We start from the raw sequence: 18,020 nt of genomic DNA, 5'->3' as shown, positions 1-18,020 counted from the left end.
ACCGATTTACACCTCAATAACTTAATAATCAATATTCTGTATGATATTTATCAGTATATATACATTATGTTTATTCTAAATTTAGAGCTATAAATAATGTCTTAATTCATATTGCTTTTCCTAAGTAACCTATGTTACTTACTAAAGTAAATTCTTGAACTACTTTTGTCCTGTAAATTAATAATTAATGAAAAAATATATTTATATACCAGTATTACTTTTTGTTTTCAGTCTCTCTGTTAAAGCACAAGAAGTCGTACCTATTTCAAAACCTGATGTTTTGTTAAAAGTATCTGAGAACAACACAAGCATTAAAATTTCTGAACAAGATTTTAATGTTGCAAAAGCAGATTACAGACAAACAAATGCTGTGTTTTTACCTAACATTACAGCAAGTCATACTGCAATAGCAACCACAAATCCATTAATGGCTTTTGGCTCTAAATTAAATCAGGAAATTTTAACGCAAAACGATTTTAATCCATCTTTATTAAACAATCCTTCTCAGATTGAAAACTATGCTACAAAATTTGAAATTCAGCAACCATTATTTAATTTAGATGGTATTTATCAACGTAAAGCTGCCAAATCTAAAATGGAAGCTATGTCTTTAAATACAAAGCGCACACAAGATTACTTAGTGTTTGAAGTAGATAAAGCTTACATGCAATTACAGTTAGCCTATAAAGCGGTTAATGTTTTAGAAAAAGCGTTGGAAGCTGCAAATGCTAACAAAAAATTAGCAGACAACAGTTTTAAACAAGGCTATTTGCAACGTGCAGATGTATTGAATGTTGAAGTACGAGTAACTGAAGTTCAAAATCAATTGCAAACAGCAAAAAGTAATGTACAAAATGCTTCTAATTATTTATCTTTTTTAATGAATGATGACAACTATGTTGTTTACACTCCAACGGATGAATTAACCATTGCAACTTTTACTATAGAAGATAAAAAGATTTCAGAAAATCGTTCTGACATTAAAGCCATGCAATTAGCATCAAACGCTTATGAAGCGATGAATAAAGCAGATAAAATGGCTTTTTTACCTCGTTTAAATGCGTTTGGAAGTTACGAGTTGTATGATGATCAAATTTTTCAAGGTGATGCCAATGGATACTTATTTGGAGCGCAGTTAAGTTGGGATTTATTTCAAGGCTCTAAACGTTTTGGAAAAGCACAAAAGAGTAAGGCCGAATTTGAAAAATCAAAGCTAGAATACAAACAATATGTTTCGCAAAGTAATTTAGAATTAAACAAAGCAAAACGTGCCTTTTTAGATGCTGATAATAAGTTAAAATTAACAACTCTAGCATTACAACAATCTGAAGAATCTTTAAGAATTAGAACCAATAGATTTAAAGAAGGTTTAGAAAAAACGTCTGATTTATTAATTGCAGAAACGCAATATGCAAAAAAGCAATTGGAATATTACCAAACTATTTTCGAATACAATTACACACAAGCATATTTACAATTTTTAACTAAAGAATAATTATTAAGATGAAAAACATATATACAATACTAACACTCTTTGTAACGCTATTAGTAGCGAGTTGTGGTAGCGAAGACAAAAAACCAGTTGTAGATAATTCGCCAGCAATTAGTGTAAAAACTAGTCAAGTAGTAGCAAATGGTAACAGTCCTTTTTTATCTGTAAGCGGAAAAATACAAGCCACAAATAGTGCAGATTTAAGTACTAGAATGATGGGTTACGTTAATAAAGTACATGTAAATGTTGGAGATAAAGTGCGTAAAGGCCAATTATTAATCTCTATTAATAATAGTGATTTACAAGCTAAAAGAGCTCAGGTTAATGCTGGAATAACAGAAGCAACAGTTGCTTATAACAATGCTCAAAAAGATTATAATCGTTTTAAAAACTTATTTGCAGACAATAGTGCATCTCAAAAAGAAATGGATGATATGACTGCAAATTTTGAAATGGCAAAAGCTAGAGTTGAAGCAGCTAATCAAATGAAAAATGAAATTAACGCACAGTTTGCTTACAGTAATATTACTGCACCTTTTAGTGGAACAGTAACTAGTAAAAATGTTGAAGCTGGTAATATGGCTAATCCTGGTGTACCATTAATAAGTATTGAAACACCTGGGGATTTTGAAGTGATGGCAATGGTTCCTGAAACTGAAATTTCTGCTATAAAAAAAGGATCTACTGTTGATGTATTAGTTAAATCCATTAATAAAACCTTAAAAGGAAAAGTAAAAGAAGTGAGCACTTCTGCTAAAAATACTGGTGGACAATATTTAGTAAAAATAGATTTAGATAAAACAGATGCTAATATTTTATCAGGCATGTTTACAACAGTTCAATTTCCTGTAGAAAGAAAAGCAACGTCATCTATGGTTTTAATACCAACTAATGCCATTGTAACAAACGGACAATTATCTGGAGTATATACAGTAAGTCAAAGTAATACAGCATTATTACGTTGGTTGCGTTTAGGTAGAACTTTTGGAAATCAAGTTGAAGTTTTATCTGGTTTAAATGCAGACGAAGCATACATTGTTTCAGCTGAAGGCAAACTGTTTAATGGAGCAAAAATTATAATTCAATAACTAATAAGTTGCGTTAAGGATAGAAGTGAAAATCCTTTTTTTGCTGCCATATATGGCAAAAAAAGATTGTAAAGGATAGCCTGTTAAAACGCCCAAAATATAAAATAAAATGAAAGAAGGAATCGCAGGTAAAATTGCCAAAGTCTTTATGCAGTCTAAGCTTACAGTGCTTTTAATGATTGTATTTATGGTGATTGGTGTGTACAGTTCATTTTTAATTCCGCGTGAAGAAGAGCCGCAAATTGATGTGCCTATGGCAGACATTTTTGTGGGTTATCCTGGAGCAAGTCCTACGGAAGTGGAATCGCGTGTAATTAAGCCTTTAGAGCAATTAATTTCGAATATTAAAGGTGTAGAATATGTGTATTCTACGTCCATGAAAGAGCAAGGAATGGTTATCGTACAGTTTTATGTTGGCGAGGATATTGAGCGTTCTTTCGTGAAATTATACAACGAAATTAATAAGCACATGGATCAAATGCCTGCAGGTGTTACGTTTCCGTTGGTAAAAACACGTGCGATTGACGATGTGCCAATGTTGGGTTTAACGTTGTGGAGTGAAAATTATGACGATTACCAGTTAAACCAAATGGCTCAAGAATTGGAAGCCGAAATTAAGAAGATAAACGACGTTGCGATTACGCATAAAATTGGAGGTCGTGACCGTCAATTACGTGTGGTTTTAGATAAAGATAAATTGGCTGCAAGCGGATTGGATTTCTTGTCAGTTTCGGAAATGATTAAAGCAAATAACAGCCAATTAAGTGCTGGAAGTTTTGATAAAAATGATACTGAATTTTTAGTAAATACAGGTGCATTCTTAGCTTCGGTTACAGATATTGAAAATTTGGTGGTTGGTGTGCAACAAAATCAGCCGATTTATTTAAAACAAGTCGCTACAATTATTGATGGACCAGAAATACCACAAAATTATGTGAGTTTAGGTTACGGAAAAGGAAGTGTAAAATCGGCGGATTATAAGTCGGAATATCCTGCAGTAACAATTTCGGTTGCTAAACGCAAAGGAGCAGATGCGATGAAAATTTCTGAGGTGATTATTGATAAAGTCGATCATTTACGTAGCACATTAATTCCAGATGATGTACATGTTGAGGTTACTAGAAATTACGGTGAAACAGCGTCGCATAAAGTATCAGAATTACTGTGGCACCTTATTGGATCTATATTTGCAGTAACACTTGTAGTGATGTTAGCAATGGGATGGCGTGGTGGATTGGTCGTGTTTTTATCAGTGCCAATTACGTTTGCTTTGACCTTATTGAGTTATTATATGATGGATTACACACTAAACCGAATTACACTTTTCGCTTTAGTTTTTGTAACAGGAATTGTGGTGGATGACTCCATTATTATTGCAGAGAATATGCACAGGCATTTTAAGATGAAGCGCTTACCTTTTAAAGAGGCTGCTTTGTATGCGATTAATGAAGTTGGTAATCCAACCATTTTAGCAACATTTACGGTTATCGCGTCTGTTTTACCCATGGCGTTTGTCTCTGGGTTAATGGGCCCATATATGGCACCAATGCCAATTGGAGCATCTATTGCCATGATATTATCTTTATTTGTAGCCTTAACGATTACACCTTATTTGGGTTATATTTTCTTAAGAGAAAAAGATAAAAAAGGTGCAGAAGAGACACCTGAAAAAGCTGTTGAAGACACGCTTATTTACAAGGTATACAACAAGTTTGAACGTCCTTTATTAGAAAGTAAAGGAAAACGTTGGTTGTTTTTAGGTTTGACTTTTATGGTATTAATGGCTACAATGGTGTTGTTTTTTACCAAATCTGTGGCAGTAAAAATGTTACCTTTTGATAACAAGAACGAATTTCAAGTGGTTATTGATATGCCCGAAGGCACAACATTGGAACGTACAGGCGTTGTAACACAAGAAGTGTCACAATACTTATCAACACGACCAGAAGTGGTTAATTATCAAAATTACGTTGGTACATCTGCGCCAATTACGTTTAACGGTTTGGTACGTCATTACGATTTACGTGGTGGATCTAATATGGCTGACATCCAAGTAAATTTAATTGATAAAGACGAACGTGATATTCAAAGTCATGGTATAGCAAAATTAATGCGTCCAGATATTCAGAAAATTGCTGCAAAATATAACGCCAATATTAAATTGGTAGAAGTGCCACCAGGACCTCCAGTAATGTCTACCATTGTTGCAGAAGTATACGGACCTGATTATAACGAACAAATTAAAATCGCTAATGGCGTTCAAAATATCTTAAAAAATACAGCTGATGTTGTAGATATTGATTGGATGGTTGAAGCAGATCAAACGGAGTATCAATTTGATATAAATAAGGAAAAAGCCATGTTGTATGGTGTTGCTCCACAGCAAATAGCGTACACCATGAATATGGCATTGTCTAATAGATCCATCACAAGTTTGTATGACGAAGATGCGGTGACTCAAGTTGGTTTGGTATTAGCTTTAGATGAAAAAGAGAAATCTACAATTACGGATATTTCACAATTAAAGGTAAAATCGAAACAAGGTAATATGGTGCCTATTGCAGATTTAGTAACGATTACCGAAACTATATCAGCAAAAAGTATACATCGTAAAAACCAAAAACGTGTGGTTTATGTTATGGCAGATATGGCTGGAGATTTAGAAAGTCCAGCGTATGCTATTCTTGGAATGGAAGAAAAGTTAAAAGAGGTTCCGTTACCAAAAGGCTACGAATTAAACGAAATGTATTTAGGTCAGCCAGATTTTGAAGATAATTATACTGTAAAATGGGATGGCGAATGGCAAATCACATTAGAGGTATTTAGAGATTTAGGGATTGCTTTTTTAGGAGCCATCATCTTAATATATATCTTAATTGTTGGTTGGTTTCAAAATTTTAAGGCACCAATTGTAATGATGGTTGCGATACCATTATCGTTAATTGGAATTATTTTAGGACACTGGATAATGGGCGCCTTTTTTACAGCGACTTCTTTTATTGGTATGATTGCTTTAGCCGGAATTATGGTTAGGAACTCGGTATTACTTATCGATTTTATTAATATAAGAACTACAGAAGGTGTACCACTAAAACAAGCGTGTATTGAAGCGGGAGCAGTACGTACAACTCCAATTTTATTAACAGCAGGAACAGTTGTTATTGGAGCATTTGTAATTTTATTTGATCCTATTTTTCAAGGGTTAGCTATTTCGTTAATGGGAGGAACTATTGTGTCTACCGTATTAACCTTACTGGTTGTGCCACTTGTTTATTATATGATAGAGAAGAAGAATTATAAATAATGGGATCCTTAAATGAGTTCAGAATGACGTACAATTTAAGTTATTAGTAAAATAGAAACAGGCTGCTGTTTTAGAATTTATATAAATTAAAAAAAAGAATAAAAATGTTAAATACATATTTTAGAGTAATTGTTGGTGTAATGGTATTGCTAAGCGTGGTGCTTTCTGTTTATGTTAGTCCAAAATGGATGTGGTTTACGGTATTTATAGGTGTAAATTTAATACAGTCTGCATTTACAAAATGGTGCCTGTTGGAAACTATATTGGTTAAACTAGGAGTGAAAAAGCTATAGACTCTTATAATACCTAAATACTTATTGAAGTAAAATAAAAAAGTCTACACATTTCTGTGTAGACTTTTTTTCGTGACCTCGACTGGATTCAAACCCAATCTTCAACCTATTGATATTGTTATGATTCAACCATTCAAACGATAAATGGTAACCGATTTGTAGTAGTTTTAAATGAACGAGTTTGGTTTTAATTGACTTTCAAAACCTATGGCAATTTAAGAAAAATAAGGATTCAAACCTATATAAATCATATCAAATACTATGAAGTGCTACGCCATATTATACCCGTTAGGGTATGATATCATTGTGTTTTGATTAAATTACACCTGTAAGGGTATAGTTAATAAATAGTCTCTAGATATTGATTTACTATTTCTTCTTTAATACCACTGTATTCTGCGAATTCTTCTGCAGTGATAAATTGATAGGACTTCTTACCAAAGTGGGCTTTAATGTCATTTAAAAGCTTGCGTCCGTAACGCTCACTTCTTCCGGTGATGCGTTGGATGTCTTTTGGATATATGCAAGCTCTTACTATTCTCATTTTATACTTTATCTATACTTGGTCCATACCTCAACTAGGAATCGTCTATATGTATTGATATGGCATAAAACGAATCAATCGGAATGGATGGTTATGTGTTTTTGATTTCTTTTATAAATCTACGGTCTTTTGCTTCATAATCAAAATCTTAAAGCATTATGGCTAGACAAACAGGTATTATCAAATTGAAAGGAACTATCGGAGATATTTCCTTCTACAAAAGCGCAGACGGACACCTTGCGCGTTCAAAAGGTGGTGTCGATAAAAATCGTATAGCAAATGATCCCGCATTCCAGAGAACTCGTGAAAATGGTTCTGAATTTGGACGTGCTGGAAAAGGTGGCAAAGTCATTAGAAATGCGATTCGAGTGCTTTTGCAGAATGCAAAAGATAAACGCGTAGTTAGTCGTTTGACAAAAAGCTTAGTTGCCGTCACTAAAACTGATGGCGTTAACGAACGTGGACTTAGAACCATCGAAGATGGTGATATGAACACTTTGTTAGGCTTTGAATTTAATGCGAATGGAAAATTAGGAGCTACACTTTTCACGCCATATGTGACAACATATGATCGTGCCACTGGTGACGTCGATGTAGATGTAGTTGCATTTGCACCAACGGTGCGAATTGCTGCACCAGGAGGCACAACACATTACAAATTAGTCATGGGTGCAGCAGAACTTGACTTTGTAAATGAAGCTTCTGTTTTTGAAAGTGCAGAAACTGCTATTCTTCCATATGATAGTGCAAATACTGCTGCTATTAACCTTGCTGTGACTTTGACTGCTGCCTCTGTACTTCCTGTGATTCAAGTTGTGGGTATTGAGTTTTACCAAGCGGTGAATGGGCAAATGTATCCGTTAAAAAACGGTGCATTTAATGCACTTTCTGTAGCAAAAGTAGATACTGTCTAAATGCATGTGTTATTACATAGGACCTATTTTGAAGCGGGCACGAATAGTGCCCTCTTCTATAATGGTCAATTTTTAGGCTTTGCTATTGAACTGCCTTGGTTAAATAACCAAATACATGTGTCCTGTATTCCTGAAGGCGACTACGTGCTGAAAGCGCGGTATTCGACAAAATTCGGTCATCATTTACACATCGTAGATGTGAACGGTCGTAGTCTTATACTACTTCATCCAGCAAACGATGCGAAGCGTGAGCTTCGTGGCTGTATAGCTCCAGTTACGCAGTTAACAGGTATTGGAAAAGGAACACAGTCAAAACCCTTACTTCAAAAATTGGTATCACTATGCTATCAGGCCTTTGACAGAAATGAAAACGTATTATTAACTATTAAATCTTAAAACTATGAATATTGTAGAACGTTATAAAAAACCAACGCCTAAGTTCTTCAGAACTTTGCGTAATATCGGTATCGCATTAGCGACCGCTGGTGGCGCCATTGTAGCAGCACCTATTACTTTGCCAGTTTTACTAGTCACTGTTGCTACTTATATGACCGTCGCAGGTACAGTTGTTACAGCAGTTAGTCAAGCAGTGACGATCGATGAGGACACAGACCTTCCAAAAATTGAAGGAAGCGATTCCGCATCAAGTACGGAATGACACAAAATGTGGTACATATTCGCTTTTCAATTCTTGGTGGCACGGTTTCATCCGTGTGGTTTCAAATCACATCCGAAGATCTTATCAAAACTGCTTTAATGGCTGCTTTCGGTGCTGTAGTGAGTTATTTAGTTTCATTACTGGTTAAACGAATACATCAATTCCTTCTGCAGAGAAAGAAAAAGGAATAAAGTAAGGGCTTCAGTAGAGGCTCTTTTTTTTGTTAATAAGATCATTCTTATACAACACAGAACCCCTTCTTATTATTTTTAACGAAAAACAAAAAAAGATAACGATCTCACTGGTGGTGTGGCAATGCTGTCAAGCTTTTTGGACAAAATAATGCGCCTAGTATTAGGTTTAAAAAAAATGATCCGCTTTTTTCGGCGGATTATTTTTTTCAAAACCTTTGGCTTGAGCTTTATAGCATTTTAGTGGTGGCCGATGGGAACCAACTATATTTGTATTCTTTTTTTATTATATTTAGGTATAAATAACAACAAATATTATGGAAAAATTTGAAGTGTATCAAGATTCCAAGAGGGAATATAGATTTCGTTTGAAGGCAAGTAATGGTCAAAAAATACTAGCAAGTGAAGGGTATACGGCTAAATCTGGCTGTATGAATGGTATTGAATCCGTTAAGACTAACTCGCAAGATGATAGTAAGTTTGACAGAAGAAAATCAAGCAACGGGAAGCATTATTTTAATTTAAAAGCATCCAACGGTCAAATTATTGGAACCAGTGAAATGTATGAAGGCTCGTCAGGAATGGAAAATGGGATTAATTCCGTTAAAACTAACGCTCCTAAAGCATCCATTGAGGACGTTTAACTTTAATTAAAGTATGTTTGTTTCTTAAGCAGGTAATCCAAAAGGCGCGAGCCGCCTGCGAGATTAGCAAGGTTGTTGTGAGTGAATGCCTGTAGGCACGGAAGGCACGCACGACTATGTTGCAAACACTAGGCTGGCGCAGTTTTTTGATTTAATTTAAGTGTAGCATAAAGGTTATTAGATTATATCAATTTTTATATTATTCCAAAATACTGATAGAATGGATTCAAAAAATGTGACAGCCGTAAGACCGCAGCGACACGCAGGCTCGCGAAACATTAAATAGCGGTTGTGCCTTAATTCTTAAAACTTGCGCATTGCGCAAAACCTATTAGGATTTTAAGGTACAAGAGTAGCTATGGGTGAGGAATAGAGTAATGTGTGCAATAGAGCAAATAAATAATACTGCGAGGACGTGGCGCCGCAGTAGTATTATTTATGGTAAGCACCAATGCGACCGTAGGAAGTATTTGTGATTATGTACTATGTAACTAAATGGAACGACTGACGAACACCTTATTACCTGCCTTCCTGAATGTTGAAATTATTACTGCAGATGAATTAAAAGATGAATTGCGCGTTGGCTAAAAATACTGGTTTTGGGAATGAAGCGTCTATCCGATAGGTAGGTGCGAAATGGACATCACTAGTATTGCGCGGAACTGGAAGCTTTTGCGATTGAGAGAATGAAGCTTTTCGCGAAATGAAGGAATGAGCATGTGCTGGAAGTGTGGAATTAAAAAATTAACAAACTTGTATGGTAAGTAGGTATTGTTAATAATATTTAAAATAGGTTAAGTCATCATTAATATCTAAAATGCTTATCCATGAATTTTAAATTAGATTATAATTGATATTTATATAATACTTAATTAATATTACCATAGCCTGAGAAATCAATTAAGTAAATAAATCCTCTTTCTTTTGATGAATCTGTCCAATTAGTAGCATACTGTTGCGCATTAGGATCATCCAATAAACGGTTTTCATCGGAGCGAACGGTCTCTTCATAAGTGTGCACATAAATAGCAGAAACAACAAATCCAGATAGCGAATTATATTGATTGATTTGCTGAACTAAACCTCTGGATAATTGCGCTACTTTTTGGTTATTTATATAAGCATACCAAAAAACATAATCCCCACGTTGTTCATCTCTTAAAACAATTGGATCACCAATATTTATAGCGTTTTTTATGGTGTTAAATGAATTACTGCCAAAATTTCCTGCACTCCAGTACATTGTGAATTTATCTATTCCTTCCTTCAGCATAATACCATAAGAATTTCTTATACTAACTTCATTATATTGATAAGCTTCTCCTTTATCTAAAGCTATTTCTCGATGATGCTTTATTACTAACAACCTTTTTTTAGCTCTTGTATAAGCAACATAATACAAGCGGCGTTCTTCTTCGATAAATTCCATTGTTTTATCGCCAGCGTTTATTGCTAGTTTAGCAACAGAAGGAGGTATTAAAACTGCGTCGAACTCAAGGCCTTTTACTTTATGCATTGTTGTGAGTACAATCTCTTGAGATTGCTGTTTCCCAATAATTTGTTCAATGTGGTTTTCGTAAATTTTACCAAATTGCCCATCATCTTTTGAACCTACTTCTAATATAAACTGAGCTAGATCCTCATAAGTAGCATCTTCTTCCCTGTCTCTATCAAATTCCATCACTAAACATAAAAAAACATTCATTAAGTAACTATCCCAATTTGCATGTTCTTTTTGCTTTTTATTTTTTAAAAGCTTGAGAGTTTCTATATAATTGGTTTGTAGCACAACTGAATTCTTTTCTTTTAACACATTTAAGAAATAATGAAATTCACGAGTTTTATTTAATGCTCCTTTAGCACCTTGTATACGTATCCTTACATTGGTTAAGTTCAGTTGTTTAATTTGATTGAAAGCTTTAAATACTTCGTCATTAGAACGGAACATGACTGCAATTTGTTTGTAGTAGTCATTCAAATTGTCTTTATAATCTAACAAATTAACTAATTTGTCGGTCCAATTTATTTGTTCTTGTGTTGTATTATAAAAGTTGCAATACTTAAGATTTGAATTTGGTATATTAAACGCAACTAATTTTGGCATTTCGAATTTAGATGCATTAAGATTCAATAATTTTTCTGCTTGTTCTAAAATATTAGGAAATGAACGGTAATTAATTGTTAAATGTAATTCACGTGGTTTATACAGTTCTTTAAACTCATTGTAAAGTGGTTTAGAATCCATAGTGTCACCAGTACTTAATCTGTCATAACCATAAATACTTTGATTTGGATCACCGATAACACATGATTTTGCATTTGATGGTTCTGAAATAAGCTTTAAAAGTTTTAATCTTTCGGAAGTTATATCCTGAAATTCATCCACAAAAATATAACGAATAGTTCCCATTCTTTCTCTTACCAATGGATCTCTATTCTCTAAAGCTTTAATAAATAAAGGAATCCACTCGCTAAAACTATCACCATCAATTCTAAGGCATTTTTTAGCATAGCTATGAAAAGTATGTACCTCAAGTCTTTTGGTTAGCTTGTAATACCCTAAGTCACGGAATAAGGAACTTAATCTTTCTTTTAATTCGATAACTACAGCACGGTTATAAGCTAGTACTAAAATGTTTTCTGGATTAATTCCTTCTTCTTGAATTAGTCTTGCAATTCTTAGTGTTAACGTATGCGTTTTACCACTACCTGGACCAGCAATTACTTGAAGATTTCTATTTAAAGCAGCTTTATATACTTTTTCTTGATCTGGATTTAATTTTTCTTTTTCTGCTTTAAGTGCTTCTTCTCTGAAAGCTCTAAGTTTTGAGTGATTATTTCCAAAATATTCTTCCAGGAGTTTAATTAAATCACTTTGATTAGCACATTTAAAATACCCTTTAATAAAGTTATCAAAATCTGATTCAGACCTGCCTGACAAGCATTCTAAAGCCAATAATCTAAGCTCCTTCATCTTGATCGTTTCTTCAAATTCTTTACGAATATTTGCGTCTTTAGAATTAGAATCAGAAGTATCAATTTCTTTTAGATCATGAATAAAAAGTTCAATACCCATAGGCACTAAATCACCACCACCTTTTAGGAAACCAAGCCCTTTTGAAATAAAGATTAGTTTTTGAAAATAATCTGCACCTTTTTCTTCTACACCAAGATGTATCATTAAATCTACGATATTAAAAACCTCGGTATTGTTTTTAAAATATTGAATAGAAACGTATTTAATAAGTTTAATTAATTCTGTTTTGAATTGTCTTAAATCATTTTCCCATTCTACAGAAGTTGTATAACCGTTATAAATAAGTTGAATTGTCTTTGCTTTATTATCATGTTTGTCTATTTCTATGATAGATTTATGTTGCGTTTTTGATAAAAAATTGATGGTTTTAAAAGAAAATTTAGCTCTTGTATTTTTAAAATCTGCAATTAAGGCTTTATTGATTTCTACTTTTGGGATTTCTATCTTGTTATTATTTGATTGTTTAATTTCTGACCAAAATATATTATCAATTGAAAAGTTATCCTGAATTATATCATTGATCAAAACATCAACCCGATTTCCCAAAAACTGAGTTTGATCGCCATGTTTAGAAAGTTGCATTAATTTTATCGATAAATCAAATAAAGCTTCAATTGTAGGAATTGAATTTTTATCATCCCATACCTCCAATTGAGCAGTTCTTAATTTTGTAGGTGTTAGTTTTATTTCTCTTTCAATGGTTAATAGTTTCGCCTTTTGCGCTTTAAAGAGTGTTTTGTATACTTTTTGATTGCTTTTTTCTTCTAAAGCTTGTTTCAGAAAGTTCATACTTACCATTACAGTTTTACAACTATTATCACCCTTTTCTTGATACTCTAATAAAGCAGCATGGATTTTTTTTAGTTGTTTTCTGTCTTCATTACTAGTAATCGATTTAAAATCTTCTTGATTTTCATGAATTGTGATAGGTAAATGTGTAGGTGTGTAAACCCCTAATTTAAATCTACCTAATTTTTCTAACCAATAAAGAATAACTCTAAAATATGTATCTTTATTAAAAACTTCTTCAAATTCCGGGAATTGTTCGAGTAAATCAAGAGGTAGTGGAAATGGGTTTTCTGTATCCGGAGCTAACGGTCGAAATTTTGATACATAACTTAATATTGTCTTTCTAATATTCTCAATTTCCTCCCAAGCTATTCTATTGCGGTGATTTCTATCTTTTAAGTCTTGAAAATCTCTATGCGTAAGTAAACATCTTGTACGTAAAGGATTTTCCTCAGAGTAACCAGCTTCTTTTAGCATATTTGGGTCTCGACCTGCACGACCTACTTCTTGTAAAAAATCTTCAAAGGTAGATGAAGGCCCTAAATGATATATAAAATGAATATTTTTAATATCCATCCCCATACCAAAAGCCTTTGTTGCTATTAGTATTACTATTTTACCGTTTTTGTAGTCTTCATATTTTTCTGCTCTATCTTGGCCATCTAGGCCTGCATGATAAAAATCTACTTTATTAGCATAGTCTGCTGTGTTTTTTTTTAGCTCTTTCTTTAATTCCTCTACTGCTTCTTCGGTTCCTTTTCTAGTTTGTACAAAAATTAGTACTCTACTCTTTTTTGGATCGAAATTATTAAGTTTAAGATCTGAGGCTACCGATAAAGTCATTTCTGATTTATCACCCACAACATTGAAGCTCATTTTTATGTGCTCTCTTATGGGATTGTAAACGTTATTTTTATCTAGTCGTTTAATCATTGAATATTTGATTAAAATCTTGGTAAATTTTTTCTGAAACCGTTGCTGAAAACAATAATAAAGGAATGTCTTGTTCCGAGGTAATTTTCATTCTTTGAACTACTTTAGCACAATTAAAATAATCTGGTCTAAATTCATGTCCCCATTGCGATACACAATGCGCCTCATCGAAAATGACATATTCCAATCCACCATCTGATTGCATTCTTACTTCTAATGCATTTAAAAATGATCGACTTCTAAACCGTTCTGGTGTTACAAACAAGAGTGCTATTTCACCTCCAGCCATCGCTCTATATATTATTTGGGTATCTGTACTACGATCCGAGTTTAGATATTCAACACTACCATAAAACCCATTTTGCCATAGTTTATCTACTTGATCTTCCATTAATGCTTTAAGTGGCGTTACGACGATGCTTAGCCTATTTGTAAACGAACTTTTAAATAATGCAGGTGCTTGAAATAATAACGATTTACCTCCTCCTGTAGGAAGTGTTACTAACACATCTGTTTTACCAGGAATGATTAAATCAAGATATGGTTCTTGATAATCATACCATTTTCCTCCATTTAAAAAGACATTACTTAAAATAGTTTTTATTTCTTCAATAGAAAAAGGTAAATCATCTAAAGGTCTAACCCCTGGTATACATAAGTCTGCTAATTTTAAATCTACCTCATAAGCTTCTTTGCTATGCCAAACGTTTAATGACCTGCTTTTAATATTCCATAATCTCCCTAAGTTAGGGAAATCTGCAATTCTAGAATCTAAAAGCCAAAATTTATGTTCTGAATTATAGTTGTTAATTATGTTTCTATAATTTGAAATCTGAGGCTTGAGTAATTTTAATAAAAAGAAAGTATCTTTTAGTAAAGGTTTTTTAGGAGTATTAAAATCTTCATTTTCTAATATTACATCCTTGTTATCTGTGTTTGGTTGATTTTGTTGTGTCTGCGCTAAATTTTTAAAATAGGATGTTTCTTGAGCTATATAATAGTTGCCAGCAAGATTAAAACTATCCATAATGATATTTAAAGCTCCTAAATAATTATTAATTAATATTTTATTTAAGTTTGAAACATGTTCAATAATAATTTTATTTTGAGTTCTATTATTATGAATAAACTCTAGTCTCCTTGCTATACCAACTCTATTGTCTGGAACGAAGAATCCTAGTTTCTTAAAATAGTTTTCTAGTACTTCAATTTCATCTTGCCTTTCAACTAATAAAATAGAAGGTATCTTATTTGATGAAATTTGATTAATGAGTTCTTTTTGATATACCCAATAACGTGATCTATAGATAGATTCTGGATTAAATCTAAGTGCATCATTTGAATAAGAGGCTGCCGCATTTATTTTAGTAAAATAAGTATGATCTTTAGATTCTTCATCTAAATAGATGTTAATTACCTTATTAGGAGACATTTTATTAATTAGTTCTTCCCAGTTGTAATTACCCCACACACTATATTTTGCATATTTATATTTTTCAATCCAAAAATTAGTTAGAAGTGGAGGACAATCAATATTTAGTGTGATGCACTCCTGCTTAGAGAGTTGCACATAACTTTGACCACCTGAGAATTTCATCCATAAATGGTTTATATTATTAGATGCTATTGTAAGCTCTTGTAAATCGAGTTCTTTTAATTTTATTTTTTTTGAAGTTGCAAGAAAATCAGGTTGCAGTACTATTATTTGTATTTCTTTATTTTTATTTAAATCTTCGAAACGATTTAGTAAATCCATGATTGAAATAAACAATACTTTATAATTTTCAAATATCTTATTGTTCTCACTTTTAAGAATAACTGAAATGTCATTTATTTCTGTAGTAATTTTATTTTGTACGTAAGGAGCTAAGTTTCCAAAAACAGGATTAAGGTTGTTTTTTTTAGCATAATATAAGTAACTTTTAATCACATTTTTAAGCCAACTATTAAGTCTAATATTCTCTAGTTTATCTTCATCAATAACCTCATATTGATATTCGGTTTCCGATTCACTTAAGAATTGTATATTTAGTGCTTTACTAAGTTCTAAACGCAGGCCTTCATCCCCTATAATTAGTGTTTTTACTTTCTGAGATGTATTTAATGTCTCTTTTAATTTTTTTAAAATTGGATGTTGTTTAGCTTGCGGTCTAAAGAAAGATTCAGCTTCCTTTTTCAGACTAGTTAAGTCTAGAAGTTTTATTGGGCTTAGCGCTTTATACTTCTCTATTTTATTAGTAAGATCTTTTGGCAAATATTCAAATAGATAAATTAAATCTTCCTTTGGAGTTTTAATGATTCTAAGTATTTGATTCAAAAACAAATTTAAGGTTAATTGCGCATCCATTTTAGCAGTGTGGGATGTTGCTAACGCATAGTTATTAAACTCGGGACTTAATAAGGATTCTATTTGAATGGTATCCCAAATGCTATTCGTATTTACTTCTATATTATGATTTTTTAAAATTGGTAAATCAAAACTTATAATGTTGTGCCCAATAATTAAATTTTCGTTTTTCGAAATTTTATTTTTAAAAATATTTATACCATCAGGAATGGAATTATGATCTTTATAAAACTTCCATTCATCACCTTCATTCCAAGCTATTTCAAATATGCTTTCTGTATCAGACTCTATATCGAAACTTAAAGGATTGAAGATTAATGGGATTTGTTGTTTTAGGATACGGTTTATACGTGCTCTGTGTTCCCTTTTATTAATTTCTTTAATTTGAGTAATTAGAAGTTTTAATTCGTTATCACTAATTAAATTGATTGCTCTTTCTTGAGTTTTAATATCTAGACTTTCAAAATTATTGATTGCAATTTCTTTAGGGAATTGTGCTTGGTCATCTTGAAGCCAAAATTCAAAAGCCAACTCAGGAGCTAAACTATTTTTTAGTTGGATTATGTAACTATCCTTATTTATACAATTTGAAACCTCAACAAGTTGTTCTAAAATATTAAAAACTTTTATAGAATCTGTAACCAATTCATTTTGAAAGTAGGAGTCCATAGCTAAAGAGATTTCTTCGACATGTGTCTCTAATAGCTTATCATAAAAGGATAATTGAAATTTTTCTGAATTTTCATATGCTTTTAATTCTAAATTAATAAGCGCATCAATAAGATGATTTTCCCAAAAATTATTATTTATTTTTTGGTCAAACCACAACTCCAAATACATGTGAATGTGCTCTGTATGTTTGACGCTACTTAAAACTAAGTACTCTAGGTTAAGTACACGCCATTTATTAATAAACGTTAAAAAATTTGTTTCGTTTGCGTAATAAAAATCACTAGTAACATCTTTTTGAAATTGAAGATCTAATAGTTGCTCATAGTCATTACTATTGACTTTGTATGTGTGAATTACAGCTAACTCTTCGGTTGTTAATTCTGTTTTATTTAGAGCTTTTATAAATTCACTTTTTAGAATAAAAATAATCTGATTATTATCTGGATCTATGGGTGCTTGAATGCATTTTATGGTTTTTCTGTAGATAGATAATTTAAGCGCTACAAGGTCAAAATTATTAAAGCGACTTAAGAATTGGACATTTCTCTGAATATGTAAAGGTTGGTTAAAATTAACCCAATCTGTAAATCTTTTTATAGGTGTTGTAATTATTGAGCCAGAGAAATAATTGTTACTTATTTTACATTTTTCACCTTTAATGGAAACTATAACTAATTGTCCATTTTCTAAAGTATTGCAGTCTTCATGAATTTTATAATCGTTTTCAGAATTTTCTCTAAGCGTATTCTCACTAATATTCTCTAAATCATCAATAACTTTAAGGTAAGCATGAGATTCGTCGGGAGCTACATATTTTACATAAGCTAACTTATGGTCATTAGCGTCTTTATTATTGGGCTTAATTATTTCAAGCTGCTTAAAAGTATCTAATTTTAATTCTAAATCTTCTTTGGGTGTTTTAACAATTACACTATTTTTTTTAGACTTATAGTCTTCTATGCCAGTAACTTTGCTTACTATATTAATCCAATCATTTGGAATCGATTTTACAAACCTAATATCCGCCTCAATATCATGCTCTTTTAGAATTTTTTTAAGCTGATTTGGTGCTATTTTATAATGTTTGTAAAATTTGGGTAAGCTCATGTAATTA

At 32.3% G+C, this 18,020-nt stretch carries 11 protein-coding genes; 8 read left to right on the top strand and 3 right to left on the bottom strand.

Annotated elements, in window-relative coordinates:
- Positions 1–187: 187 nt before the first annotated feature.
- The 4 genes from ASC41_RS06345 (at position 188) to ASC41_RS06330 (ending at position 6,177) form a co-directional block, all read left to right on the top strand.
- A complete protein-coding gene (locus ASC41_RS06345; RefSeq protein ID WP_055435797.1) occupies positions 188–1,495 on the top strand; it encodes a TolC family protein in 1,308 nt (435 codons plus the stop codon).
- 8 nt (positions 1,496–1,503) lie between these two features.
- Positions 1,504–2,580 carry an efflux RND transporter periplasmic adaptor subunit gene (locus ASC41_RS06340; protein WP_055435796.1) on the top strand — a complete coding sequence of 359 codons (1,077 nt, stop codon included), beginning with the start codon at positions 1,504–1,506 and terminating at the stop codon, positions 2,578–2,580.
- 109 nt (positions 2,581–2,689) lie between these two features.
- Positions 2,690–5,884: an efflux RND transporter permease subunit gene (locus ASC41_RS06335; RefSeq protein WP_055435795.1), complete on the top strand. Its 3,195-nt coding sequence runs from the start codon at positions 2,690–2,692 to the stop codon at positions 5,882–5,884.
- Positions 5,885–5,988: 104 nt separating this feature from the next.
- Positions 5,989–6,177, top strand: coding sequence for a YgaP family membrane protein (locus tag ASC41_RS06330; RefSeq protein ID WP_055435794.1), 189 nt, complete (start codon positions 5,989–5,991; stop codon positions 6,175–6,177).
- Positions 6,178–6,517: 340 nt separating this feature from the next.
- On the opposite strand, the gene ASC41_RS06325 is transcribed toward ASC41_RS06330, so the two are convergent.
- The gene (locus ASC41_RS06325) at positions 6,518–6,721 is read right to left on the bottom strand and encodes a hypothetical protein (protein ID WP_055435793.1); all 204 of its coding nucleotides are present in this window, start codon (positions 6,719–6,721) and stop codon (positions 6,518–6,520) included.
- Between the two features lie 158 nt (positions 6,722–6,879).
- Between ASC41_RS06325 and ASC41_RS06320 the strand changes: the two genes are divergently transcribed.
- The 4 genes from ASC41_RS06320 (at position 6,880) to ASC41_RS06300 (ending at position 9,128) form a co-directional block, all read left to right on the top strand.
- Positions 6,880–7,635 (top strand): hypothetical protein, encoded by a 756-nt coding sequence (locus ASC41_RS06320; RefSeq protein WP_055435792.1) that lies wholly within the window; start codon positions 6,880–6,882, stop codon positions 7,633–7,635.
- Positions 7,636–8,031, top strand: a complete 396-nt coding sequence (locus ASC41_RS06315) for a DUF5675 family protein (RefSeq protein ID WP_055435791.1) — start codon at positions 7,636–7,638, stop codon at positions 8,029–8,031. It begins immediately after the preceding gene.
- A gap of 4 nt (positions 8,032–8,035) precedes the next feature.
- Positions 8,036–8,293: a hypothetical protein gene (locus tag ASC41_RS06310; protein WP_055435790.1), complete on the top strand. Its 258-nt coding sequence runs from the start codon at positions 8,036–8,038 to the stop codon at positions 8,291–8,293.
- A 508-nt stretch (positions 8,294–8,801) separates the two neighbouring features.
- Complete coding sequence (locus tag ASC41_RS06300; protein ID WP_055435788.1) at positions 8,802–9,128, top strand: YegP family protein; 327 nt, start codon at positions 8,802–8,804, stop codon at positions 9,126–9,128.
- 868 nt (positions 9,129–9,996) lie between these two features.
- Here the strand turns inward: ASC41_RS06300 and ASC41_RS06295 are convergent.
- Both ASC41_RS06295 and ASC41_RS06290 read right to left on the bottom strand, forming a co-directional pair.
- The gene (locus ASC41_RS06295) at positions 9,997–13,887 is read right to left on the bottom strand and encodes a UvrD-helicase domain-containing protein (RefSeq protein WP_055435787.1); all 3,891 of its coding nucleotides are present in this window, start codon (positions 13,885–13,887) and stop codon (positions 9,997–9,999) included.
- On the bottom strand, positions 13,880–18,013 hold the full coding sequence (locus ASC41_RS06290; RefSeq protein WP_055435786.1) for a DEAD/DEAH box helicase: 4,134 nt from the start codon (positions 18,011–18,013) through the stop codon (positions 13,880–13,882). The genes ASC41_RS06295 and ASC41_RS06290 overlap by 8 nt, the downstream gene beginning before the upstream one ends.
- Positions 18,014–18,020: the final 7 nt, after the last annotated feature.

The organism is Lacinutrix algicola, assembly GCF_001418085.1.
Taxonomy (GTDB): Bacteria; Bacteroidota; Bacteroidia; order Flavobacteriales; family Flavobacteriaceae; genus Lacinutrix; species Lacinutrix algicola.
The sequence above is the reverse complement of the archived record's forward strand: the minus strand, read 5'-3'. Positions and strand labels throughout refer to the sequence as shown.